Below are 22,376 nucleotides of genomic sequence, written 5' to 3' on the forward strand. Positions count from 1 at the left end.
GTGCTCGCCTGGATGACCGCGGCCCTGTGCGCGATGGCGCTCCTGCCCGGCACCGCGCACGCCGACAACCCGATCGTGCAGCACATCTACACCGCCGACCCGGCCCCGCTCGTCCACAATGGACGTGTCTACCTCTACACCGGGCACGACGAGGACGGCTCGACCTACTTCACCATGAAGGACTGGCGGGTCTGGTCGTCGGCGGACATGGTCAACTGGACCGACCACGGCTCGCCGATGAGCCTGGCGACGTTCAGCTGGGCCAAGCAGGACGCGTGGGCCGGGCAGGCCGTGGAGCGCAACGGCAAGTTCTACTGGTACGTCCCGGTGGTCAACCGCGCCACCGGCCGGATGGCCATCGGCGTCGGCGTCGCGGACAGCCCCACCGGGCCGTTCCGCGACGCCATCGGCCGTCCGCTCGTCGAGAACGGGGAGATCGACCCGACCGTCTTCATCGACGACAACGGCCAGGCGTACCTGTACTGGGGCAACCCGAACCTGTCCTACGTACGGCTCAACACCGACATGACGTCGTACTCGGGCGGGATCAACCAGATCCCGCTCACCACGGCCGGGTTCGGCACCCGCCCGAACGGCGGCAGCCGTCCGACACTGTACGAGGAAGGGCCCTGGGTCTACAAGCGCAACGGCACGTACTACAACGTGTTCGCGGCCAAGTGCTGCTCGGAGTTCATCGCCTACTCGACCGCGCCCGGCCCGACCGGGCCGTGGACCTACCGCGGCACGGTCATGCCCACGCAGGGCAGCAGCTTCACCAACCACCCCGGGGTCATCGACTACAAGGGCGGCTCGTACTTCTTCTACCACAACGGCGCTTTGCCGGGCGGGGGCGGCTACACCCGCTCGGTGGCCGTGGAGAAGTTCGCCTACAACGCCGACGGCAGCATCCCCACCATCACCATGACGACCAGCGGGCCGCCGCCGGCCGACACACTCGACCCCTACACCCGGCAGGAAGCGGAGACGATCAACTGGGAATCGGGGATCGAGACCGAGCCGGCCTCCGAAGGCGGCATGAACATCGGCTGGATCGAGAACGGTGACAACGTCAAGGTCCGCAACGTCGCTTTCGGGGCGGGCGCGAAGACGTTCACCGCCCGGGTCGCCTCGGCGGGCTCCGGCGGCACGATCGAGGTCCGCCTCGGCAGCGCCACCGGCACGGTCGTGGGGCGCTGCACGGTTCCCGGCACCGGCGGCTGGCAGACGTGGACGTCGGTCTCCTGCCCGGTCAGCGGCGTGACCGGCACGCAGGACCTGGTCCTGCGGTTCACCGGCGGCAGCGGCTACCTCTTCAACGTGAACTGGTGGCAGTTCGCCGCCTGAGACGGAAAGGACAAACGTGGTGTCACGCCGACGATCCCGGGCGGCCGCTTCGGCCCTGCTCGCCGCGACCGGCCTCGCCGGCGCCGTCCTGGTGGCGACCCCGGCCGCGCACGCCGCGGCCGGGTGCTCGGTCACCTACACGAAAACCTCCGAATGGCAGGGCGGCTTCGGCGCGTCCGTGTCGATCACCAACCTCGGTGACGCGATCGACGGCTGGACACTGACCTGGTTGTTCACCGGTGGCCAGCAGGTGGGCCAGCACTGGAACGCGACCATCACCCAGTCCGGGACCACCGTCAACGCGAAGAACGTCGCCTACAACGCGGCCATCCCCACCGGCGGCAAGGCGGAGTTCGGCTTCAACGGCTCGTTCACCTCGGCCAACCCGACGCCGTCGGAGTTCCGGCTCAACGGCACCCTCTGCACCGGCGGCGTCGAGCCCACGGCGCCGTCGACGCCGACGACCCCCACCACCACGCCGACGACCCCGACCACCACGACCACGCCGAACCAGCCCACCACCTTCACGAACCCGGTGCTGTGGCAGGACTTCGCCGACGTCGACATCATCCGCGTCGGCAACGCCTACTACTACTCGGCCTCGACGATGCACTACTCCCCCGGCGCCCCGATCCTGCGCTCCTACGACCTGGTGAACTGGGAGTTCGCCGGCCACTCCGTGCCCAAACTGGACTTCGGCGCGAAGTACGACATGAGCGGCGGACGCGGGTACGTCCGCGGCATCTGGGCGTCGTTCTTCAACCACCGGGCCGGCAACGACACCTACTACTGGGGCGGCTGCATCGACTTCGCCAAGACCTACATCTACACCGCCACCGCCGTGGACGGCACCTGGTCGAAGCTCTCGACCATCGACAAGTGCTACTACGACGCGGGCATGCTCGTGGACGACGACGACACCATGTACGTCGCCTACGGCAACACCACCCTCAGCGTCGCCCAGCTCTCCAAGGACGGGAAGACCGAAGTCCGGTCGCAGCAGGTCTTCCAGACGCCGTCGAACATCGGCACGCTCGAGGGTTCCCGGTTCTACAAGCGCAACGGCAGCTACTACATCTTCGTGACGCGCCCGGCCAACGGCCAGTACATCCTCAAGGCGAGCAGTCCCTGGGGCCGTACACGATCCAGCAGGTGCTGCTGGACCTGCCGGGCCCGATCTCCGGCGGCGGCGTCCCGCACCAGGGCGGCCTGGTGCAGACGCAGAACGGCGACTGGTACTACCTGGCCTTCGTCGACGCCTACCCCGGCGGCCGCGTGCCCGCGCTCGCCCCGGTCACCTGGACGGCCGACGGCTGGCCGAAGCTCCAGACGGTCAGCGGCCGCTGGGGCACGACCTACCCGAAACCGAACCTGCCGCCGCCACCGCGCCAGGTCGAGCCGATGACCGGCACCGACACCTTCCCCGGCCCGGCGCTGAGCCCCCAGTGGGAGTGGAACCACAACCCGGACACGACGAAGTTCTCGGTCGGCAACGGGCTCAAGCTGTCGACGGCCACGGTCACCAACGACCTGTATTCCGCCCGCAACACGCTGACCCACCGTATCCAGGGGCCGTCCTCCACGGCCACCGCCACGCTCGACCTGACGTCGATGCGCGACGGCGACCGCACCGGACTGGCGATGCTGCGGGACTCCTCGGCCTACATCGGCGTCAAGCGCGACGGCGGCCGCAACCGGGTGGTGATGGTCAACGGCCTGACCATGGACGGCAACTGGAACACGACCGGCACCGGCACCGAGGTGGCCGGCGCCGACCTGCCCGGCAGCAAGATCTGGTTGCGCGCCAACGCCGACATCCGTCCCGGCACCGGGCGCCAGGCCCGGTTCTCCTACAGCACCGACGGGGTGAACTTCACGCCGCTGGGCACGGCGTTCACCCTCAACAACGCCTGGCAGTTCTTCATGGGCTACCGGTTCGCCGTCTTCAACCACGCCACCCAGGCGCTCGGCGGCTCGGTCACGCTTCAACGGTTCGACCTGACGGCGCCATAGCAGGCGAACTTCGACGGCCCGGCTGCTCGCCGGGCACGGTGAAGGTCCGGTCGACCTGCCAGAACGCCTGGGTGGGCGGCTCCGGCACCGGCCGGAGCCTGCCCTTCCGCCGCGGCTGGGTCCGCGGTGTGGGCCTGGCACATCGCGCTCACCGTCGCGCCGTCGCCGAGCACGACGCGCTTGCCGATGTCCATGCCGATGCGGCGCAGGTAGAGCGGCAGCATCAGCTGCCGCACCGGCAGTCGAAGGGCTCGGCCATGTCGTACTCGGTGCTGGCGTAGTGGAAGGTGATCTTTGGCCCAAGCCGGGATCGGCTAGCTCGCCTTCGAGGGTGAACAGCAGGGTGCCCGCCGGCACGGCCTGGGTGGTGACCAGCCGGCCTGCGGGCAGCCCATCACCCGCGCGGGCGATCAGCGGGAGCGGACGGCCACGGCGGAAATCCACAGCATCGCGGTGATCACGCCGGCGGCGAGGGTCAGGCTGCCGGCCCGGCCACCGCTCATCGCCCAGGCGTTGCCGAGCAGCAGCGCGGTGCCGGCGAGCACGGAGAACGCCGCGTCCCGGCGGTTCCCGGCCCGGGCGAACCGGCGGCCGAGGACGTAACAGGCGGCCATCAGCGCGAGGAAGGAGACGCTGCCGGCCGCGAGGTGGCCGTACCCGTGCCACGACAGGGCCGACGGCGGCCCGGCGGGCGTGCCGGCCGGGAAGCCGTCGCCCGCGTCCGGTGGCAGCAGACCGGCCGCGATCATCCCGGCGCCGTAGACCGCGAGCAGCCGGGAGACCGCTCCGCCGAAGCCGGGCGCGCCGATCAGCACGAGCACGCCGGCGACCACGAAGTTCGTGATCTGCACCCAGCCGAGGCTGCCGGTGCCGAGCGCGCTGAGCGGGTGCCGGGTCAGGTCGAAGCCGTCGCGGGTGGCGGCCTGGGCCAGCGCCACCGTGGTCCACAGTGGAGCCGCGAGGGCCAGGCAGGTCAGGCGTGCGGAGCCGGCCGGGCGGGCGAGGGTGATGTCCATGGAAGTTCCTTTCGGGGGTTTTCAGAAGGTGACGCCGGCTTCGGCGGCCGCGTCGTCGTCGAGGAAGTCCTGCTCGATGCGCGGGGAGGCGTGGATGCACATCATCCGCAGCGGCTCGGGGCCGACGGCGCGGAACGCGTGCGCGGTGCCGGCGCCGACGACCACGACGTCGCCTTGGCCCGCCAGGCCCTCGCCGTCGGCGGTGCGGAAGAGCGCCTGCCCGGCGAGCACCACCCAGGTCTCCGAGTACGGGTGGACGTGGGCGTCCGGGCCCTGCCCTTCGGTGTTGTGGACGTGGAAGAAGGAGACGCCGGAGCCGTAGGCCCCGCCTTCGAACCGGGCGGTGCGCCCGCTGCCGATGCGCAGGTCGTCTTCCTTCGCGATGACCACCATGGTGGGTTCCCCTCTGGTCGGTTTTCGTTCCGGAGTGATCTTCGGGCCGGCCCGGGGCCCGGGGCATCCGTGGAGATCACGGAATCCGCCACGGAGATCCACCCGGGTGCGGCATACTCGGGCCATGCCGACCGCGCCGACGATCTCGCCGCGCGAGCGCGAGGTGCTGCTGGCCCTCGCGGACCGGTTGACCAACGCGGAGATCGCCGAACGGCTCTACGTGTCGGTGCGGACCGTCGAGAGCCACGTGTCGGCGCTGCTGCGGAAGCTGGACGCCCGTGACCGGCGGGAACTGGCCGCGCGGGCGCCGGGGCCGGCCACCCCGGCGGGCCTGGTCACGGGGACGCCGCGGCCGCCCACGAGCTTCGTCGGGCGCGCGGCCGAGTGCGACGCGCTGGTGCGGCTGGTGGCCGAGAGCCGGGTCACGACCGTGCTCGGCCCGGGCGGCATGGGCAAGACCCGGCTGGCGGTGGCCGCAACCGAGGCGGCGGCATCGCACTTCCCGGACGGCGCGACGTTCGTCAACCTCGTCCCCAGCCGGCCCGGTTCGGTGCTGGAATCGGTGGCGGCCGGGCTCGGCGTGCTCCCCCACCCGCAGCAGCCGCTGCCCGACGCGGTGGCGGCGCAGCTGGCCGGCCGGGCGCTGCTGGTGCTGGACAACTGCGAGCACGTCGCCGACGACGTCGCCGACGTCATCACCGCCCTGACCTCGGCGAACCCGGCGTTGCGGGTGCTGACGACCAGCCGCGAGCGGCTCGGCGTGCCCGGCGAAACGGTGCTGCAGCTCGGCCCGCTGCCGGCCGCGGCCGAGCTGTTCGCGGAACGGGCGCGGGCAGTCGACCCGGCGTTCGACGCCGATCCCGCGCAGCTCGCCGCACTCTGCCGCGAGCTGGGCGGCTCACCGCTGAACATCGAGCTGGCGGCGGCGCGGGTGGCCTCGCTGGGCATCGAGGCGCTGCGCGCGGGGCTGGCCGACGACCCGCTGCGCGTGCTGGCCACCGGCCGCGGCCCGGACCGGCACAAGTCGCTGCGGTCGGTCATCGAGTGGAGCCACCGGTTGCTGGACGCGGAGGAGCGCACGGTCCTGGCCCGGGTATCCCGCTTCCGCAACCGCTTCGCGCTGGCCGACGCGGCGGCGCTGGCCCCGGACCTGTCGCTCGGCGCGGTGTCCGACGTGCTGGGGCGGCTGGTGGACAAGTCCCTGGTGACGGCGCACCGGGAGGAGGGCGTCTGGACGCTGTTCGACGGCGTGGCGCGGTTCGCCCGCGAGCAGCTGGCGGCTTCCGGCGAGGCGGTGGAGGTGGGGGTTCGCCACCGGGAGTGGGCGGCCCGGCGGGCCCGGGAGCTGACCGGCCGGTTGGGTGGCGACTGGCGTGACGGGTTCGACCGCGTCGCCGACGATCTGCGCGCCTGTGTCGCCGAAGGCGAGCCGGCGCACGACCTCACCGCGGACCTCGCCCGCCTCGCCTACGCGCGCGGGTTCCTGGCGGAGGCGGTGGCCCACTGGCGCACGGCCGCGGACCGGGCCCCGTCCGCCGCGGTCGCCGCCGCCGACCTGGCCAGGGCCGGCAGCGGCGTGCACCTGCTCACCCACGCCCGCGACCACTTCGACCTGCTGCTCGTCGCGGCCGGACGCGCCACCGGCGACCCCGCGACGCGGGCGTCCTGCCTGGCCGCCGCGGTCGTGCTGGCCGAACGCTTCCGCGGCTCCGGGTTCATCACCGACCCGGTCCCGGACGCCGAACTGGACCGCCTGCTCGCCGAAGCCGCCGAAGCACCGGCGGCCGGTGTCGCCGTCGCCCGCGCGTGGCGGTCCGGATCCGGCCCGCAGTCGGTCGACCCCGAGGCAGCCGAGCGCGCCGTGGCGGCGGCGTCCGGGGACCCGCTCCTGCTCAGCGCCGCCCTGGACGCCCGGTGCACGGCGCAGGCACTGGCAGGCCGTCCGGACCAGGCGTACCGCACGACCGAGGAACGCCTCTCCCTGGTCACGACGCTGGACCGCACCGACCCGCACGCGGCGGTCGAGGTGCTGGACGCGTTCCGGGCCGCGATCACCTACGCCGTGGCCACCGGGGCGCTGTCGGACGCACTGGCCCTGAGCAGACGCGCGGCGGGAGACCCGGCCCTGGCCGGCCACCCGTACTGGGGCACGAGCGGCCTGGTCACCACCCTGGCCCTGACCGGCCGCTTCGCCGAAGCCCTTGAAGCGGCCGACGAGCTGTGGCGGGCGAGCCTGCCCCGCAACGCAACGCTCGGCGTCCCCCTGCTGGCGGCAGCGCTGGCGGCGGGGTTGTCCGGCGACGAGCCGTCGATGGCGGCTTGGCGTGCCCGCGCGGCGGCGGTCGCGGGCGTACCCACCCCGGCCGGCTCGGCCAACCTGGCCCCGTTGGACGCGTTCGTCCGGGCCAGGGTGGCCCTGCACACGGGCACGGGCTTGGCCGAGCGGCTACCGGAAGCGGGCGCAAGGTTCACCCCGGGCCGCTTCAACGGCTACGCGGCGGGCGTGGCGGCCGAGCTGGCGGTGGTCCTCGACGCCCCGGACGCGGAGGAGTACTTGAGCCGAGCCGAGCACCACGCAACCCACAACACCTGGACGGCGGCGGCGGTGACCCGCGCACTGGCCCGCCGCAACGGCGACGCAGAGTTGTTCGCGGCGGCGGCTAAGCAGTTCGGGGAGCTGGGAGCGGTCTTCGAAGCAGAGGCCGGGTGAGCCCGGACCGGCGGCGGTTACGTCACGGTCGGCTGACCACCGAGAGCACGATCCGCCCGCCCCAGGATCGAGCCGAAATCCGGTACCCGTCGAGTTCGAGGTCGGCAGCCACCGGGGTGCCGGCCTCGTCGGCCGACGTCACCAGCGACCTGACTTCCAAGCCGCCCTCCGGAATGTCCGGCACGATCGGCCGGCGAGAATAGGCGTCCACCGGCCAGAGGTAGTCCGGGAGCTCCGTGTCCGGCCGCCGTTCGACCCGCAGGGACCAGTCCGTCCACACGGTGCACACCACCGACGTGCCGTCCAGCAAGGCGATCTGCAACGCTTCCGCTTCGCCGTCGTCGTCGATGATTTCCAGGACCGCCACGGCCCTGGATCCGCTGATGACTTCCCCATCACAAGGCACTGTAGCGCCGCCGGCCACAACGGCGAAAAGTCCGGTCTGTCCACCTTGGAGAGTCCCCCGTTTGTCCGGACCACGAGCGGGTATCCCGGCGAAGTGACTGCGTTGCGCCGAACCCGGCTGTGCGCGGCGGCGGCCGTCGTTGCGGTAACCACCCTGGTGACAGCCTGCAGCACCGACCCCCAGGCGGACACCGTGCACGCCGGACGCGAGATCCGTGGCCAGCTCGAACTCCTGCGGCTCGTCGTCACCGCCGACCGGGACCGGGTGCCGCCGGTGCCGAGCCTGTCGATCACCGTGCGGGACGCCGTCGATGAGCTCGCCTCCGCCGGGCAGGACGTCGGGAAGCTGACCGATGACCGGGCCCGCGCCGCCCTCGCCTCGATCACCGATCGCGCCGTCGCCGTGGCCCACCGGCTCGACGACGGGCTCGGTGACGGCACCGACGCCGGCTCGACGAGGTCGACGCCGAACTGCAGGGGCTCATCGGCGAGCTCGCCCGCTGGGGCGTGACGTCGTGAGCAAGAAGCTCCTCGCCGTCACCCTCGGCATCCTCACCGCGGTCGGCGGGTTCGTCGACATCGGCGACCTCGTCGAAAGCGGTGTCGTCGGCGCCCGCTACGGGATGGCGCTGGTCTGGGTGACCGCCCTCGGCGTGCTCGGGATCTGCGTCTACGCCGACATGTCCGGGCGGATCGTGGCGGTGTCCGGGCGGCCGGTGTTCGACCTGATCCGCGAACGCCTCGGCCCGCGGATGGCGCTGCTCAACCTCGCCGGGTCGTTCCTCATCACGCTGCTGACCGTGTGCGCGGAGATCGGCGGCGTCGCGCTCGTCATCGAACTGGCCTCCGGGGTCGACCGGCTGGTCTGGGTGCTGCCGATCGGCGTGCTCGTCTGGCTGGTGGTCTGGCGGGTCGGCTTCGAGCGGATGGAAACCGGCTTCGGCCTCGGCGGGCTGGCGATCGGCGTGTTCGCCGTCGCGGTGTTCTTCCTGCACCCGGACTGGTCGTCGCTCGGCGCGCAGGTCGCCGGGCTCGCCCCGCCGCCCGACCAGGCGCTGCCGACCTACGCCTACCACGCGGTCGCGCTGTTCGCGTCGGCGATGACGCCGTACTAGGTGTTCTTCTTCTCCTCCGGCGGCGTCGAAGAAGGCTGGAAGGTCAAGGACCTGCCGGTGCAGCGCGCCAACGTGCTGCTCGGGTTCCCCCTCGGCGGGCTGCTCGCCATCGCCGTGATGGCGTGCGCGGCGACGGTGCTGTTCCCGGCGGGCGTCGACGTCAGCCGGCTCAGCCAGATCGTGCTGCCGGTGACGCTGGCGCTCGGCACCGCGGGCCTGGTGATCGTGCTGATCGGCATCTTCGCGGCCACCTTCGGCGCGGCGCTGGAGACCGGGTTGTCGTCGGGGTACATGCTGGCGCAGTACTTCGGCTGGACTGGGGCAAGCGCCGCGCGCCGCGCAACGCCGCCCGGTTCCACCTGACCGTCGGCGCCGGCCTGCTGGTCGCGGTGCTGGTGGTGCAGACGGGTCTCGATCCGGTCGGCCTGACCGAGATCTCGCTGATCTTCTCGGCGGTGGCGCTGCCCCTGACCTACCTGCCGGTGCTGATCGTCGCGAACGATCGCGAGTACCTAGGCAAGCACGCCAACGGCCACTTCAGCAACATCGTCGGGAGCGTCATGCTGGTCGTGATCGCCGTCGCGGCGCTGGTCGCGATCCCGCTGATGATCTTCACCGGAGCGGGGCAGTGAACCCCGACCGCGGGCCCATCGACCTGGGCGACGCGCTGCTCGACCGCCAGATCGTCGGCGAAGACGGCACGGTGGTCGGCAAGGTCGACGACCTCGAGCTGCGCGCCGAGGGCGGCACGTACGTCGTCGACGCGCTGCTCGTCGGCCCGGAGGCGCTGGCCGACCGCATCGGCGGCCCGATCGGACGGCTCCTGCACCACATCGGCCGCGGGTTCCGCGCCCAGGCGCCGCAACGCATCCCGATGAACGCCGTCCGCCGCATCGAACCGACGATCGTGGTGACGACGGCGGTGGCCCAGGCGACGGAAAGCCCGTCGGAGGACTGGCTGCGCCGCCACGTCATCGGCCGGATCCCGGGAGCGAACCGTGCGAGCCGGTGACCTGATCGGCCGCCGGGCCCGCGACGTGACGGGCCGCGACCTCGGCGCGATCCGCGAGATCCGCACGGAAGCGGTGCCGGGAAAGAACGGCCTGCCGCGGCTGGTGGTGCGCGGCGTGATCGTGGGGCGCACCCGCGTCCGGCTGTTCGGCTACCAGCGCCACGACCAGCGCGGCCCGGCTGCGCTGGTGACCCTGATCCGGTGGCTGCACCGGCACAGCCGGTACGTGGCCTGGGAGGACGTGGACCTGTCGGGCCCGGAGGTCCTGGTGCGGCGGCCGTTCGGGGAGCTGGCGCCGCTCGACCGGGGCTGAGCGGCCGGGAGGCGCGTCAGCTCAAACTGTGGATCTCCGTCGCCCGTTCCCACCCGGACGGCAGCCGGCTCACGTTGAGGGCGTGGTCCAGGCCGCTCGCCGACAACGCCCGGCGCACCACCCGGTTGTCCCCCGTCACGATCCGCAGGGTTGCGTTCTCGCGGGCCACTCGCGCCTGGATCCCGCCCAGTGCGGCGAGACCCGCGCTGTCGAGGAAGTCGACCTCCGACAGGTCCAGCACCAGCACCGGGAACCGGCGGTGGGCCCACGTGCTCAGCGCCGAACGCACTTGCGGTGCGCTGTCCGCGTCGAGCGCGCCGCGGATGCGGACCATCACCGCACCGAAGTACGGGCGGATGACCTGGATGTCGAACGGACTGCGCTCTTCGCGCTTCGACGGCGCTACGGGGATCGCCGTCGCGGGGGGCTGGACGACCAACATTTCTCCACGCCTCATTCGCAGATGACGTGACGAGCGGGTCTCGGCGACCCGCTCGATCGCGGGCAAGTCGGGGGACGAAAGTTACAGCGGAACCGCACTTAGCAGCGTAGTCCTTGATCCGAACGGCGCAACCCCGCCAACGGCCGAACCCCACACCCCCGCACGCGACCCGTATGCACACAAGTCAAACCACCCATCCGGGTGAACGTGCCGGGAACGGCGGACCCGTCCCCGGCACGCACCTCACCCCACGTGGTCGGCGAAGACGTCCGACGGCCCGCTCACCGCCACCGGCCGCGCCACGCCGAAGTACGCCGTCAGCGTCGGACCGGTGGCCGCCAGGCCGGAGTAGTCACCGAGGAAGTAGCCGCCGGCGTCCGGGGCCGTCGTGTAGTCGAACGACGCCGCCGTCAGCTTCGCCTGCCCGTTGACCGCCCAGTTCGCCGGGTTGCCGCAGTCGCTCGTGGCCGCGTGGCAGTGGGCCAGGAAGGCGTCGGTGAGGCCCGGCTGCGCCGGCGTCGCGTTCTGCAGGTCGTAGTAGCTCAGGCCGATCGTGCCGTCGGCGGTGACGCGGATCTGCGGCACGAACGCGGGCGTGTCACCCGGCGACTGGTCGACGCGGATCGTGGCACCCCACGTCAGGCCGCCGTCGGTGGACTGGGCGAAGGCGATCTTCGCCGTGCCGGCCGGGCTGAACCGGGCGTCCTGCCAGACCGCGTACACGTACCCGTTGACCGGGTTGACGGCGAACTCGGGGATCTCGTCGCTGGAGCGGACCGGGTGACCGGCGATCGCCACCGGGGCGACCTGCTGGGTGTCGATGCCGATCGCGCCGGACCACGTCGTCCCGCCGTCGGTGGACCGGATGACCGCCGCGGTCGACGTCGACGAGCCGCGGCAGTGCTGCCCGCCGTGGGTGAACGGGCAGGCGCCGCCCTTGTTGGTGATCAGGTCGAAGCCGTCGATCAGCACCCCGCGTCCCGGGCCGGTGGTGGGCACCACGATCTGGTTGCCGATCGTCTGGTCGTTCTGCCCGGGGTCGAAGACGATCCGGCCGGCGCTCCAGGTCGCGCCCTTGTCGGTGGTGCGGGAGAAGTAGCTCGGGCCGCGGTAGGTGAACGCGTGCGTGTACGCGCTCGGGTTCGCGTGGCTCTGCGGCGAGACCAGCTGGTCCCACACCGCGTAGGCGCGGTCGGGGAGCAGCGGGTCCCCGGTCACCGTCTCCTTGTCGTTGAGCACCTGCGTCGAGGTGTCCAGGCGCGCGACGACCGGGGTTTCCCAGTGGTCGCCGCCGTCGACCGACCGGCTGATCAGGATCGCGCTCGCCCCGCCGAAGGCCGGGCCGTCGGCGTTGAACGAGTCGGCGATCGAGTACACGACCCGGCCGTCGGCGGAGAAGCCGACCCACGGGTCGGTGGTGCGCTGGAAGTACCCGGGCGAACCGGCGGGGGCGCCCGCGCAGATGCTGAACCGCGGTTGCCCGGCGGCGGGGGTCCAGGTCGCCCCGCCGTCCCGGGAGACGACGTTGGTCAGCCCGTTCGAGCCGCCGTCGTTCCACCGGTCCTGCTGCGCCGAGCCGACCAGGTGGCGCGGGTCGGCCGGGTCGGCGGCGACGTACGGCTCGACCTCGGACGCCGGGTAGTTGACGCTGCCGCGGGCCTGCTGCTGCGCCACGAGCGCGGCGCAGGCCGCCCCGCCGCCCAGCGGGTGGTCGGGCACGGCGACCGGCACACCGGCGGCGAAGGTGGTGGCGACGGCGACACCGGCGCCGGCCAGCAGGGTGCAGACCGCGACGCCGGGCGGCAGGGACCGGCGGGCGATTCGCCGGACGTTCTTCGGGTTCACGGGTGACCTCTTTTCCGACACCCCCGGTGGGCCGGGCGGAACGGACACGACCCTTTCCCGGGCACGCTGGAGTCGGCGTTTCCCTTGCGGCCGTTACGCATCCGGGCCGATCCGGGCGATTCATCCGGTTCACCGGTGAAAAACTCGTCCGTCCACACGGGAATGGTTAACGGACGGCCAAAAGAATCGACCGGAAATGCCGTCACAGCGGCCGGCGCCGCGGCCCCTTGACACGGACCCGCCGCCGACCGCATCCTGGCTATCTCAGGGTTCCTGATATACAGCTCGGTGAGGAGTCGAACCCATGACCGCAGTCGAGGAGCGGCCGGGCACCCGGCCCCGCCCGGAGGTGGCCGCGGCTCGGCAGGCGGCCGCCGGCCGGGCCCCGACACCGGGCCGGGAGCGGGCCCGGGTGCCGCACCGGGTCGCGGACCCGGTGCGGGCGAACGCGGACGAGCTCGCCACCCTCGAGAGCACCGGCGCCGGTCATGACGCCGCAGCCGAGCGGGGCGAGCAGCTCCGGCGGCGCGTCCGCGGCGGCCTTGACGACGCTGCGCCGGCCGGACCGGTCGCCGCCGGCCGGTTCCCGCTCGGGAAGCTGGTCACCCACCACGACTTCGGGCAGATTCAACAGGCGGCCGACGACATGGTCGGCGGCCGGACGATCAAACCGGTGCTGCGCTGGTGAAGGAGACCGTGGTGAACCTCCCGGATTTCGGCTTGGGCAGCTGGCCCGCGCGGCGGGCGCGGATCAACCCGGACCGCACCGCGCTGGTGCAGGCGGACCGCTCGCCGACCTACGCGGAGCTGGCCGGCCGGGTCGAGCGCCTCGCCGGCGCCCTGATCCGGCTCGGCGTGCGGCCGGGCGACCGCGTGGCCTACCTGGGCGTCAACGACATCACGGTGTTCGAGACGCTCTTCGCGACCGCCCGCTGCGGCGCGATCTTCGTCCCGCTCAACTACCGCCTCTCCCCCACCGAGATCCGGTACATGCTCGACGACTGCGGGGCTTCGGTGCTCGTGCACAGCCCGGACACCGCCGAGCTCGTGGCGGCGGCCGGCGCGCTCCCGGACGGCGTCGTCATCGCGACGGACCCGGCAGCCGGGACCTTCGAAGCGGAGATCGCCGAGGCCGGGCCGGCCCCGGACACCGCAGTGGGGCTGGAGGACCCGTGCCTGCTGCTCTACACCTCCGGCACCACCGGGCGGCCGAAGGCGGCGGTCCTCACCCACGGCAACCTCACCTGGAACACCGTCAACCAGCTGGCGCACCTCGACGTGCTGGGCACCGACAAGGCGCTGTGCATCGCGCCGCTGTTCCACTGCGTCGGGCTGGGCCAGATCACGCTGCCGACGCTGTTCAAGGGTGGCAGTGTGGAGCCGGTGGCGAAGTTCGACCCGGGCACCATCCTCGCCCGCATCGGCGCCGCCGGCATCACCAGCTTCTCGGCGGTGCCCACGATGCTGGAGATGATGTGCCGCCACGAGGACTGGGAGCGCACCGACCTGAGCTCGCTGACGTGCGTGCTCTACGGCGGGTCGCCGGTGGCCGAGCGCGTCGCCCGCGCGTGGCTCGACCGCGGGGTGCAGCTCCTGCAGGGCTACGGCATGACCGAGGCCGCTCCGGGCGTCTCGATGGCCACCCACGAGGGCACGCCGGCCCACCCGGTCGCCGCCGGGGTGCCGCACTTCTTCACCGACGTTGCGGCGCTCGGCCCCGACCTGGCGCCGCAGCCCCTCTCCGGGACGCCGGCCGAGCTGCTCGTCCGCGGCCCGCACGTCTTCGGCGGCTACTGGAACCGGCCGGAGGAGTCGAAGGCGAGCTTCGTCGACGGCGCCTGGTTCCGCACCGGTGACGTCGTCCGGGTCGACGACGACGGCTGGGCCCACGTGGTCGACCGGGTCAAGGACATGATCATCTCCGGCGGGGAAAACGTGTACCCGGCCGAGATCGAGGCGGTCGCCGCCCGGCTCGACGCGGTCGACGCCTGCGCGGTGGTCGGGGTGCCCGACGACCGCTGGGGCGAGGCCGGTGCGGCGTTCGTCGTGGTCCGCCCCGGGGCGCAGCTGGACGAGCCGCAGTTCCGCGCCCACCTCGAACGGCACCTGGCCCGCTACAAGATCCCGAAGCACATCCGGTTCACCGGCACCCTGCCCCGCAACGCCACCGGCAAGATCCGCCGCGTCGAACTCCGCGCGCTGGCCGCCGAAACCTTCACGAACGGACCCGCATGACCGCCCCACTCCTGCCCCCGTCGCTGCGCCTGGAGCTGCGGGACGACGTCGCCGTGCTGTGGCTGGCCCGTCCCGAAAAGCGCAACGCCCTCGACGACGCCACCGTGCTCGGCCTCGAGTCGTTCTTCGGCAGCCCGCCGCCGGGGATCAAGGCCGTCGTCCTCGACGCCGTCGGCGACCACTTCTCCGCCGGGCTCGACCTGTCCGAGCTCACCGAGCGGGACGCCTTCGAGGGCCTGGAGCACTCGATGATGTGGCACCGCGCCTTCGAGCGGCTCGAACGCGGCCGCGTCCCGGTGGTCGCGGTGCTCAAGGGCGCGGTCGTCGGCGGCGGCCTGGAACTGGCGGCCGCCGCGCACATCCGCGTGGCCGAGCCGTCGGCGTTCTACGCCCTGCCGGAGGGCCAGCGCGGGCTGTTCGTCGGCGGCGGCGCGTCGGTGCGGGTGCCGCGGCTGATCGGCGCGCACCGGATGGCCGACATGATGCTCACCGGCCGCGTGCTCGACGCCGACGAAGGCCACGCCGCCGGGTTGTCGCACTACCGCGTCGAAAACGGCCTGGAGCACGCGCTCGGCCTGGCCCGCAAGATCGCGGACAACTCGCCGATCACGAACTTCGCCGTCCTGCAGGCCCTGCCCCGCATCGCCGAGGCCAACCCGGCCGAGGGCTACCTGATGGAGGCGCTGATGGCCGCCATCGCCGGCGGCAGCGCCGAGGCGAAGGAACGGATGCAGGCGTTCCTCGACAAGCGCGCGGGGAAGGTGGGCCGGTGATCCTGCGCCCGGTCGCACCCGACGTCCGCGAAACCACCGAGATCGGCCGGTACCTGCGGTGGCTGGCCGACCGCGGGCACTCCTTCGACGGCTACGCGGACCTGCACCGCTGGTCGGTGACCGACCTCGCCGGCTTCTGGTCCTCGATCCGGGACTTCTTCGGCGTCCGCTTCGCCACCCCGGCCACCGCGGTGGTCCCCGACCGGACCATGCCCGGCACGGAGTGGTTCCCCGGCGCCACCCTCAACTACGCCGAACACGCGCTCGGTCACGGGCCGGGCGACGCGGCCGCGGTCATCGCCTACTCCCAGACGCGCGAACGCACCGAGCTGACCTGGGACGAGCTGCGCGACCGGGTCGCCCGCGCCCGGGCCGGGCTGGCCCGGCTCGGCGTGCGCCGCGGCGACCGCGTCGTCGCGTACCTGCCGAACATCCCGGAAGCCGTGGTCGCCTACCTCGCGGTCGCGAGCCTGGGCGCGGTCTGGGCTTCCTGCGCGCCCGAGTTCGGCGCCCGGTCGGTGCTCGACCGGTTCGGCCAGATCGAACCGCGGGTCCTGCTCACGGTGTCCGGCTACCGCTACGGCGCCAAGGACGTCGACCGCCGGGCCGAGGTCGCCGGGATCCGCGCGGGCCTGCCCACCGTCGAGCACGTCGTGCACGTCCCCTACGGCGACCACGACCTGATCGGCACACTCGCCTGGGACGACCTGCTGACCGAGAGCGCGCCCGGCTTCGAGCCGGTCGGCTTCGCGCACCCGCTGTGCGTGCTGTTCTCCTCCGGCACCACCGGCAAGCCGAAGGCGATCGTGCACGGCCACGGCGGGATCCTGCTGGAGCACCTCAAGAACCACGGCCTCAGCTGGGACCTGCGCCGGGGCGACCGGATGCTCTGGTTCTCCACCACCGCGTGGATGATGTGGAACGCGCTGGTGTCGGGCCTGCTCACCGGCACCTCGATCGTGCTGGTCGACGGCAACCCGCTGCACCCGGACCTGGCCTGGCAGTGGCGGCTGGCCGCGCAGACGCGGGCGACGCTGATGGGCGCGAGCCCGGGATTCCTGATGGCGTGCCGGAAAGCGGGCCTGGACCCGGCCGCCGAATACGACCTGTCGGCGCTGCGGCAGCTCGGCGCGGCCGGCAGCCCGCTGCCCGCCGAGGGCTTCCACTGGGTGCACGAGCGGTTCCCGGGCGTCCTGCTCAACGTCGGCAGCGGGGGCACCGACGTGTGCAGCGGCATCGTCCAGGGCAGCCCGCTGCAGCCGGTCCGGGCGGGCGAGATCTCGGGGCCCTGCCTGGGCGTCGACGCGAAAGCGTTCGACGAGCACGGCACCGAAGTGGTCGGCGAACTCGGCGAGCTGGTGATCACCGCGCCGATGCCGTCGATGCCGGTGGGGTTCTGGGGTGACGACTCGGGCGAGCGCTACCGCGAAACGTACTTCTCGACCTACCCCGGGATCTGGCGGCACGGCGACTGGATCCGGTTCACCCCCGAGGGCGGCTGCGTGATCGCCGGCCGCTCGGACGCCACGCTCAACCGCGGCGGCGTCCGGCTGGGCACCGCCGAGTTCTACGCCGTGGTCGAAGAGCTGCCGGAGATCGAGGACTCCCTCGTCGTGCACCTGGAAGACCCCGCCGGCGGCAACGGCGATCTCCGGCTCTTCGTGGCGCTGCGCCCCGGCGGCGAGCTCGACGACGCCCTGCGCCGCAAGATCGCGACGGCCTTGCGCGGGGCGCTGTCGCCGCGGCACGTGCCGGACGCGATCACCGCCGTGCCGTCGATCCCCCGCAACCGCACCGGGAAGAAACTGGAGCTGCCGGTGAAGAAACTCCTGCGTGGCGCACCCGTCGACGAGGTCGTCGGCCGGGACGTGCTGGCCGATCCCGCCGCCCTCGACGCGTTCCTCCGGGAGCGCGCATGACGACCGTGGCGATCGTCGGCACCGGGGTGATCGGCGCGAGCTGGGCCGAGCTCTTCCTGGGGCACGGCCTCGACGTCGTCGCCACCGATCCGGCGCCCGGCGCCGAAGAGCGGCTGCGGAGTGCCCTCGAAGGCGTGCCGACGGACCGGCTGCGGTTCGTCGCCGACCCCGGCGAAGCGGCCGCCGCCGCGGACTTCGTCCAGGAGAACGGGCCGGAGCGCGAGGACGTCAAGCACGCGCTGTTCGCCGTCCTCGACGAGGCCGCACGGCCGGACGTGGTCCTGGCGAGCAGCTCGTCCGGGCTGCTGCCGAGCGTCATCGCGCGGGGCTGCCCGAAGCACCCCGAGCGCGTGGTCGTCGGGCACCCGTTCAACCCGCCGCACCTCATCCCGCTCGTCGAGGTCGTGCCGGGCCGCGAGACCGCGCCGGAGGTGGTCGATCGGGCCGTGGCGTTCTACGCCTCGGTCGGGAAGCGGCCGATCCGGCTGGCGCAGGAGGTACCCGGCCACGTCGCGAACCGGCTGCAGGCCGCGCTGTGGCAGGAGGCGTACTCCCTCGTCGAACGCGGGGTCGCGACGGTCGCCGACATCGACACCGCCATCGCCTACGGGCCCGGCCTGCGCTGGGCCGTGCTGGGCCCGTTCGTCAACCAGCACCTTTCCGGCGGCGCGGGCGGGCTCGCGCACGTCCTGGCCCACCTCGGGCCGCCCACCGAACAGTGGTGGCGCGACCTCGGGCGCGTCCACCTCACCCCGGAACTGGCCGAAACGCTCGTCGCGGGTGTCGACGCCGAACTGGCGGGCACCGACGACCGGGCACTGGTGACGGCCCGCGACACCGTCCTGAACGCCCTGCTGGCCGCCAAGGCCGCGCAACCCGACCTGCCCTGACCTGGAGTTCTTCGTGGACTTTTCCTCCCTGACCGCCATCGACGTCCACACGCACGTCGAGCAGGACGGCCACGGCTGCTTCGCCCTCGACCAGGAACTGCTGGACGCGTCGGCGAAGTACTTCCGCGCCGGCCAGGACCGCACGCCGACGGTGACCGCGATCGCCGAGCACTACCGGGCGCGGAACATGGCCGCCGTCGTCTTCACGGTCGAGGCGCCGGCCGCCACCGGGCACCCCGCGCTCTCGAGCGAAGAGATCGCCGACGCCGCCGCCGAGCACGCGGACGTGCTGATCCCGTTCGGCTCGGTCGACCCGCACGCCGGCAAGGCGGCCGTGCTGCGCGCGCGGAAGCTGGTCGGCGAACACGGCGTGCGCGGGTTCAAGTTCCACCCGAGCCTGCAGGCGTTCGAGCCCAACGACGTCCGGTACTACCCGCTCTACGAGGCCATCGCCGAGCTGGGTGTGCCCGCCCTGTTCCACACCGGGCAGACCGGCATCGGCGCCGGCCTGCCGGGCGGGCACGGGATCAAGCTGCGCTACTCGAACCCGATGCTGCTCGACGACGTCGCCGCCGACTTCCCGGAGCTGACGGTGATCCTGGCGCACCCGTCGGTGCCGTGGCAGGACGAGGCGATCTCGGTCGCGACGCACAAGGCGAACGTGTACATCGACCTCTCGGGCTGGTCGCCGAAGTACTTCCCGCCGCAGCTGGTGCGCGCGGCCAACACGCTGCTGAAGCGGAAAGTCCTGTTCGGCTCCGACTTCCCGGTGATCACCCCGGACCGCTGGCTCGCCGACTTCGCCGAACTGGACCTCAAGGACGAGGTGCGGCCGCTGATCCTCAAGGACAACGCCATCGAAGTACTCCGGCTGACCTGACCGCGCTCCGACGTTTGTCCGCTACGTCCCCGGGCAACCGGAGCCCTTCGGGTCTCACGTCGGGAGGCGAAGTCGTGGCGGAGGGTGACGTTCACACCTACTTCGAAGACGGGCTGTGGAAGAACCGCGTCGAAGGCGGCCTGCGGGCGTCCAACACCTCCCCCCGCCGGATCGACGCGGTGCTCGCGGGGCGGCAGATCGCGCGGAAGCGGCGGGTCGGGCACTTCGTCCACACACCGGAGGGCGAGATCGAGACCGAGCGCGACTACCGGCCCCGCCGCTCGGTGCGATGACCTGCGTCACGACGGGTGTAACGGATCACCCTTTCGGACGATAGCTCGTTCGTGTCCGGGGACGCCCCGGCCTTTACGAACGGACTACCCATGGCTCGCCTTCGCCTGGCCGCGCTCCTCACGGCCGGTTCCCTCGCCATCGCCGGCTGCTCCGGCGCCGCGGAAACGCCCGCTCCGGCCGCAGCCGGCACCAGCGCCCCGGCGTCGTCCACGGCTCCGGCGGCCCCCGCCCTCGACGCCGCCGACGTCGGCACGGCGATCAACGACGCCGCCAAGCAGGCGTCGGCCGTGCACGTCAAGGGCACGATGACCCAGGAGGGCAGCGCGCTCAACCTCGACCTGCAGCTCAACGCGGACAGCGCGAGCGGCACGGTGGTCAAGGACGGCCTCGAGATCCCGGTGCTGCGGATCGGCGACAAGTACTTCTTCAAGTTCACCGATTCGCTGGTGAAGCAGGCCGGCGCCCCCGCAGCGCTGGCCAAGCAGCTCACCGGCAAGTGGGTGTCGTCGACGGCCAAGATCGGCCAGAGCATCGGGGCCGCGTTCAAGACGTTCCTCGACTACAAGTCGTTCACCCAGGGCACGCTGGGCGAGCTGCAGAAGACGACGTTCAAACCGGGCGAGCAGACGACCCTCGCGGGTGCGCCGGCCCTGACCTTCACGAGTTCGGACGGAACGGCCACGGTGGCCGCGACCGAGCCGCACTACCTGCTGCGCATGGCGGACCCGAAGAACGGCGCCATGGAGTTCAGCGACTGGAACAAGCCGTCGCCGGTGTCCGAGCCGTCGGCCGCGGAGATCTACTCCGGCCCGGGCGCCTGACCGGGTTCCCGGGTGGGAAGGCCGCCACCGGTGTGGCGGCCTTCCCACCCGTGCTTCAGCGGGCCAGCAGCGCCCACACGGTCTTGCCGCCCGAGCGGGACCGGCTGCTCCCCCACCGCTTCGCGACCTTGGTGACCATCCGCAGGCCCAGTCCCGCCTCGGCCAGGTCCAGCGCCTCCCGCAGCACGGCCGGTCGCGTGCTCTCGTCGGAGACCTCGACCGACAGCGTCCCACGGCGCAGTTCCAGCCGCAGGTGGGGCGCGGAACCGGTGTGCCGCAGCGTGTTCTCGACCAGTTCGGTCGCGACGAGCTCCGCGTCCTCGACCAGCTCCGGCACCATCCACTCGGCGCACATCCCGCGGACGAACCCGCGGGCGCGCGCCGACGTCCGCGGCGAGCGGTCGAGCGGCCGGCTCGCCCGGCGCCGGGCGGGGTTGGGCAGCGCCGCCCGCGCCGCGGCCGCGTCCGGGTAGACCGGCACGCCGCTCCCGGCGAGCACCGACCGCTGTTCCGGACGGCCCGTCACCAGGGCGAACGGCACCGCCGGCCAGTCCTTGACACGCAGGGCGACCAGCGTGAACACCCGGACCAGCGCCCGGTCGCGCAGTTCGAGGCGCTCGATGTCGATCAGCACGCCGTCCTCGGAGTCCACCGCGAACTCGAGCAGGCCGTCACGCAGCTGCGCGTACGTGGTCTGGTCCAGCACGCCGACCACCGAGGCCCGCGCCGGGACGCCCTGCCGGGGCACCAGCCACACCGAGTTGTGCCGGGCGAGCACGGTCGACCACCTCCTCCACGACGATCACCCGTTCGGATAACCGGTCCGGAACCCGTCAAACGCGGCGAATCCTCGGTTGAGCCGGTTTTCCGTGGGAACCCCGCGGGCTCGGAAGGGAGACGACGTGTTCCGTCACACGAAGCTGCTGCAGTTCGAAGCCAAACCCGAAAAGCCCGACGCCGTGTACGCCCGCAAGCTCCAAGAGCTCATCGGCGGCGCCTTCGGCGAGATGACCGTGACCATGCAATACCTCTTCCAAGGCTGGAACTGCCGCATCGAAGGCAAGTACAAAGACCTCATCATGGACACCGCGACCGAAGAAATCGGGCACGTCGAAATGCTCGCCACCATGGTCGCCCGCCTCCTCGAAGGCGCCCCCGCCACCGCCACCGCCGAAGCCGTCAAAGACCCCGTCATGGCCGCCACCCTCGGCGGCATGGACGTCCAGCAAGCCATCGTCGCCGGCGGCGGCGCCCTCCCGGCCGACAGCAACGGCTACCCCTGGAACGGCAGGTACATCATCGCCTCCGGCAACCTGCTCGCCGACTTCCGCGCCAACGCCGCCGCCGAAGCCCAAGGCCGCCTCCAAACCGCCCGGTTGTACAACATGACCGACGACCCCGGCGTCAAAGCCATGCTCCAGTTCAACCTCGCCCGCGACACCGTCCACCAGAAACAGTGGCTCGCCGCGATCGAAGAACTCCAAGCCGACGGCTTCGAAGGCGACATCGCCCCCGGCGCCCTGCTCGACGAAGAAGACCAAACCCACAACCACACCATCTGGCACCTCTCCGACGGCCCCGACGGCGCCAAAGGCACCAGCTGGACCACCGACGCCGGCATCGAATACCTCATGGACCCCGAACCCCTCGGCGGCCCCGGCACCGCACCCAAACCCGACCCCCGCACTCTTCGGCACCTACGAGACGGTCGAGGAAGAACCGGCGCTCGAACCGGCCGACGGCGACGTCGAAACGTTCTTCGACGGTTCGGTCTGGAAGAACAAGGTCGTCGGCAACGCGCGGGCGTCCGGCAGCGCGGAGACGAAGTCCGCCGCGGTCGCGGACGGCCGCAAGCTCGCGATCAAGCGCGGCACGGCCCACTTCATCCACACCAAGGACGGCCGGATCGGCGAGCGCCGGAGCTACCCGCGGGCCCGCACCTGACCTCGCGCGGCC

At 72.3% G+C, this 22,376-nt stretch carries 23 protein-coding genes and 3 pseudogenes; 20 read left to right on the plus strand and 6 right to left on the minus strand.

All coding sequences use genetic code 11. From position 1 onward, the window contains the following. The first annotated feature begins 12 nt into the window (after positions 1 to 12). The 4 genes from HUT10_RS05750 to HUT10_RS05760 are packed head-to-tail and all read left to right on the plus strand — an operon-like array spanning position 13 to position 3,638. The gene (locus HUT10_RS05750; RefSeq protein ID WP_176177692.1) at positions 13 to 1,344 is read left to right on the plus strand and encodes a glycoside hydrolase family 43 protein; all 1,332 of its coding nucleotides are present in this window, start codon (positions 13 to 15) and stop codon (positions 1,342 to 1,344) included. 19 nt (positions 1,345 to 1,363) lie between these two features. Beyond that, entirely contained in the window at positions 1,364 to 2,749 is a 1,386-nt protein-coding gene (locus tag HUT10_RS05755) for a cellulose binding domain-containing protein (RefSeq protein ID WP_254896705.1), read from the plus strand. Beyond that, complete coding sequence (locus HUT10_RS50535) at positions 2,746 to 3,357, plus strand: hypothetical protein (protein WP_254896706.1); 612 nt, start codon at positions 2,746 to 2,748, stop codon at positions 3,355 to 3,357. Before HUT10_RS05755 ends, HUT10_RS50535 begins: the two co-directional genes overlap by 4 nt. Before the next feature lie 38 nt (positions 3,358 to 3,395). Continuing rightward, positions 3,396 to 3,638: a hypothetical protein gene (locus HUT10_RS05760; protein WP_176170208.1), complete on the plus strand. Its 243-nt coding sequence runs from the start codon at positions 3,396 to 3,398 to the stop codon at positions 3,636 to 3,638. A 129-nt stretch (positions 3,639 to 3,767) separates the two neighbouring features. Here the strand turns inward: HUT10_RS05760 and HUT10_RS05765 are convergent, their stop codons facing one another. Continuing rightward, entirely contained in the window at positions 3,768 to 4,373 is a 606-nt protein-coding gene (locus HUT10_RS05765) for a DUF998 domain-containing protein (protein ID WP_176170209.1), read from the minus strand. A 21-nt stretch (positions 4,374 to 4,394) separates the two neighbouring features. Next, entirely contained in the window at positions 4,395 to 4,766 is a 372-nt protein-coding gene (locus HUT10_RS05770) for a cupin domain-containing protein (protein WP_176170210.1), read from the minus strand. A gap of 124 nt (positions 4,767 to 4,890) precedes the next feature. Between HUT10_RS05770 and HUT10_RS05775 the strand changes: the two genes are divergently transcribed. Next, positions 4,891 to 7,476 carry a LuxR C-terminal-related transcriptional regulator gene (locus tag HUT10_RS05775; RefSeq protein ID WP_176170211.1) on the plus strand — a complete coding sequence of 862 codons (2,586 nt, stop codon included), beginning with the start codon at positions 4,891 to 4,893 and terminating at the stop codon, positions 7,474 to 7,476. A 22-nt stretch (positions 7,477 to 7,498) separates the two neighbouring features. Here the strand turns inward: HUT10_RS05775 and HUT10_RS05780 are convergent, their stop codons facing one another. Beyond that, positions 7,499 to 7,843 (minus strand): hypothetical protein, encoded by a 345-nt coding sequence (locus HUT10_RS05780; protein WP_176170212.1) that lies wholly within the window; start codon positions 7,841 to 7,843, stop codon positions 7,499 to 7,501. Positions 7,844 to 7,975: 132 nt separating this feature from the next. Between HUT10_RS05780 and HUT10_RS05785 the strand changes: the two genes are divergently transcribed. From HUT10_RS05785 to HUT10_RS05800, 5 genes and pseudogenes are all read left to right on the plus strand, one after another. Next, a complete protein-coding gene (locus tag HUT10_RS05785; RefSeq protein WP_254896707.1) occupies positions 7,976 to 8,392 on the plus strand; it encodes a hypothetical protein in 417 nt (138 codons plus the stop codon). A gap of 112 nt (positions 8,393 to 8,504) precedes the next feature. Further along, a pseudogene (locus tag HUT10_RS05790) lies at positions 8,505 to 9,359 on the plus strand (NRAMP family divalent metal transporter). A gap of 26 nt (positions 9,360 to 9,385) precedes the next feature. After that, the gene (locus HUT10_RS50540) at positions 9,386 to 9,628 is read left to right on the plus strand and encodes a hypothetical protein (protein ID WP_254896708.1); all 243 of its coding nucleotides are present in this window, start codon (positions 9,386 to 9,388) and stop codon (positions 9,626 to 9,628) included. Continuing rightward, on the plus strand, positions 9,625 to 10,008 hold the full coding sequence (locus HUT10_RS05795; protein ID WP_176170213.1) for a PRC-barrel domain-containing protein: 384 nt from the start codon (positions 9,625 to 9,627) through the stop codon (positions 10,006 to 10,008). The genes HUT10_RS50540 and HUT10_RS05795 overlap by 4 nt, the downstream gene beginning before the upstream one ends. Then, the gene (locus tag HUT10_RS05800; protein WP_176170214.1) at positions 9,995 to 10,321 is read left to right on the plus strand and encodes a hypothetical protein; all 327 of its coding nucleotides are present in this window, start codon (positions 9,995 to 9,997) and stop codon (positions 10,319 to 10,321) included. The genes HUT10_RS05795 and HUT10_RS05800 overlap by 14 nt, the downstream gene beginning before the upstream one ends. A 16-nt stretch (positions 10,322 to 10,337) precedes the next feature. Here HUT10_RS05800 and HUT10_RS05805 read toward each other — a convergent pair whose 3' ends face one another. Together HUT10_RS05805 and HUT10_RS05810 are read right to left on the minus strand one after the other, a co-directional pair. Further along, on the minus strand, positions 10,338 to 10,763 hold the full coding sequence (locus tag HUT10_RS05805; RefSeq protein WP_176170215.1) for an STAS domain-containing protein: 426 nt from the start codon (positions 10,761 to 10,763) through the stop codon (positions 10,338 to 10,340). 243 nt (positions 10,764 to 11,006) lie between these two features. Then, a complete protein-coding gene (locus tag HUT10_RS05810) occupies positions 11,007 to 12,608 on the minus strand; it encodes a sialidase family protein (RefSeq protein WP_176170216.1) in 1,602 nt (533 codons plus the stop codon). A 304-nt stretch (positions 12,609 to 12,912) separates the two neighbouring features. On the opposite strand from HUT10_RS05810, the gene HUT10_RS50545 reads away from it, so the two are divergent. The 8 genes from HUT10_RS50545 to HUT10_RS05855 all read left to right on the plus strand — a co-directional run bounded on the left by HUT10_RS50545 (position 12,913) and on the right by HUT10_RS05855 (position 20,420). Further along, positions 12,913 to 13,296 (plus strand): hypothetical protein, encoded by a 384-nt coding sequence (locus HUT10_RS50545; protein WP_254896709.1) that lies wholly within the window; start codon positions 12,913 to 12,915, stop codon positions 13,294 to 13,296. An 11-nt stretch (positions 13,297 to 13,307) separates the two neighbouring features. After that, positions 13,308 to 14,843 carry a long-chain fatty acid--CoA ligase gene (locus tag HUT10_RS05825; RefSeq protein ID WP_176170217.1) on the plus strand — a complete coding sequence of 512 codons (1,536 nt, stop codon included), beginning with the start codon at positions 13,308 to 13,310 and terminating at the stop codon, positions 14,841 to 14,843. Continuing rightward, complete coding sequence (locus HUT10_RS05830; protein ID WP_176170218.1) at positions 14,840 to 15,616, plus strand: crotonase/enoyl-CoA hydratase family protein; 777 nt, start codon at positions 14,840 to 14,842, stop codon at positions 15,614 to 15,616. The genes HUT10_RS05825 and HUT10_RS05830 overlap by 4 nt, the downstream gene beginning before the upstream one ends. After that, a complete protein-coding gene (locus tag HUT10_RS05835; protein ID WP_176170219.1) occupies positions 15,613 to 17,535 on the plus strand; it encodes an acetoacetate--CoA ligase in 1,923 nt (640 codons plus the stop codon). The genes HUT10_RS05830 and HUT10_RS05835 overlap by 4 nt, the downstream gene beginning before the upstream one ends. Then, positions 17,532 to 18,425 carry a 3-hydroxyacyl-CoA dehydrogenase NAD-binding domain-containing protein gene (locus HUT10_RS05840; protein WP_176170220.1) on the plus strand — a complete coding sequence of 298 codons (894 nt, stop codon included), beginning with the start codon at positions 17,532 to 17,534 and terminating at the stop codon, positions 18,423 to 18,425. Before HUT10_RS05835 ends, HUT10_RS05840 begins: the two co-directional genes overlap by 4 nt. A 13-nt stretch (positions 18,426 to 18,438) precedes the next feature. Then, positions 18,439 to 19,305 carry a 4-hydroxyphenyl-beta-ketoacyl-CoA hydrolase gene (couO, locus tag HUT10_RS05845; protein ID WP_176170221.1) on the plus strand — a complete coding sequence of 289 codons (867 nt, stop codon included), beginning with the start codon at positions 18,439 to 18,441 and terminating at the stop codon, positions 19,303 to 19,305. A 74-nt stretch (positions 19,306 to 19,379) separates the two neighbouring features. Further along, a complete protein-coding gene (locus tag HUT10_RS05850) occupies positions 19,380 to 19,598 on the plus strand; it encodes a DUF2188 domain-containing protein (protein ID WP_176170222.1) in 219 nt (72 codons plus the stop codon). A gap of 90 nt (positions 19,599 to 19,688) precedes the next feature. Beyond that, positions 19,689 to 20,420: a hypothetical protein gene (locus tag HUT10_RS05855; RefSeq protein WP_176170223.1), complete on the plus strand. Its 732-nt coding sequence runs from the start codon at positions 19,689 to 19,691 to the stop codon at positions 20,418 to 20,420. Between the two features lie 55 nt (positions 20,421 to 20,475). Here the strand turns inward: HUT10_RS05855 and HUT10_RS05860 are convergent, their stop codons facing one another. Further along, positions 20,476 to 21,198: an ATP-binding protein gene (locus HUT10_RS05860; RefSeq protein WP_176170224.1), complete on the minus strand. Its 723-nt coding sequence runs from the start codon at positions 21,196 to 21,198 to the stop codon at positions 20,476 to 20,478. 124 nt (positions 21,199 to 21,322) lie between these two features. Here HUT10_RS05860 and HUT10_RS05865 point away from each other — a divergent pair. Both HUT10_RS05865 and HUT10_RS50550 read left to right on the plus strand, forming a co-directional pair. Continuing rightward, positions 21,323 to 22,102 (plus strand): annotated as a pseudogene (locus HUT10_RS05865) (manganese catalase family protein); the annotation flags it as partial. Between the two features lie 139 nt (positions 22,103 to 22,241). Next, positions 22,242 to 22,364: pseudogene (locus HUT10_RS50550) on the plus strand (DUF2188 domain-containing protein); the annotation flags it as partial. Between the last annotated feature and the right edge of the window lie 12 nt (positions 22,365 to 22,376).

It is taken from the genome of Amycolatopsis sp. Hca4 (assembly GCF_013364075.1).
In the GTDB taxonomy this organism is placed as follows: domain Bacteria; phylum Actinomycetota; class Actinomycetes; order Mycobacteriales; family Pseudonocardiaceae; genus Amycolatopsis.

Excerpts from the sequence above, each read along its gene's own strand:
- HUT10_RS05750 (WP_176177692.1), top strand. The coding sequence starts at position 13 with ATGACCGCGGCCCTGTGCGCGATGGCGCTCCTGCCCGGCACCGCGCAC.
- HUT10_RS50535 (WP_254896706.1), top strand. The coding sequence starts at position 2,746 with ATGACCGGCACCGACACCTTCCCCGGCCCGGCGCTGAGCCCCCAGTGG.
- HUT10_RS05765 (WP_176170209.1), bottom strand. The coding sequence starts at position 4,373 with ATGGACATCACCCTCGCCCGCCCGGCCGGCTCCGCACGCCTGACCTGC.
- HUT10_RS05770 (WP_176170210.1), bottom strand. The coding sequence starts at position 4,766 with ATGGTGGTCATCGCGAAGGAAGACGACCTGCGCATCGGCAGCGGGCGC.
- HUT10_RS05775 (WP_176170211.1), top strand. The coding sequence starts at position 4,891 with ATGCCGACCGCGCCGACGATCTCGCCGCGCGAGCGCGAGGTGCTGCTG.
- HUT10_RS05805 (WP_176170215.1), bottom strand. The coding sequence starts at position 10,763 with ATGTTGGTCGTCCAGCCCCCCGCGACGGCGATCCCCGTAGCGCCGTCG.
- HUT10_RS50545 (WP_254896709.1), top strand. The coding sequence starts at position 12,913 with ATGACCGCAGTCGAGGAGCGGCCGGGCACCCGGCCCCGCCCGGAGGTG.
- HUT10_RS05830 (WP_176170218.1), top strand. The coding sequence starts at position 14,840 with ATGACCGCCCCACTCCTGCCCCCGTCGCTGCGCCTGGAGCTGCGGGAC.
- HUT10_RS05840 (WP_176170220.1), top strand. The coding sequence starts at position 17,532 with ATGACGACCGTGGCGATCGTCGGCACCGGGGTGATCGGCGCGAGCTGG.
- HUT10_RS05855 (WP_176170223.1), top strand. The coding sequence starts at position 19,689 with ATGGCTCGCCTTCGCCTGGCCGCGCTCCTCACGGCCGGTTCCCTCGCC.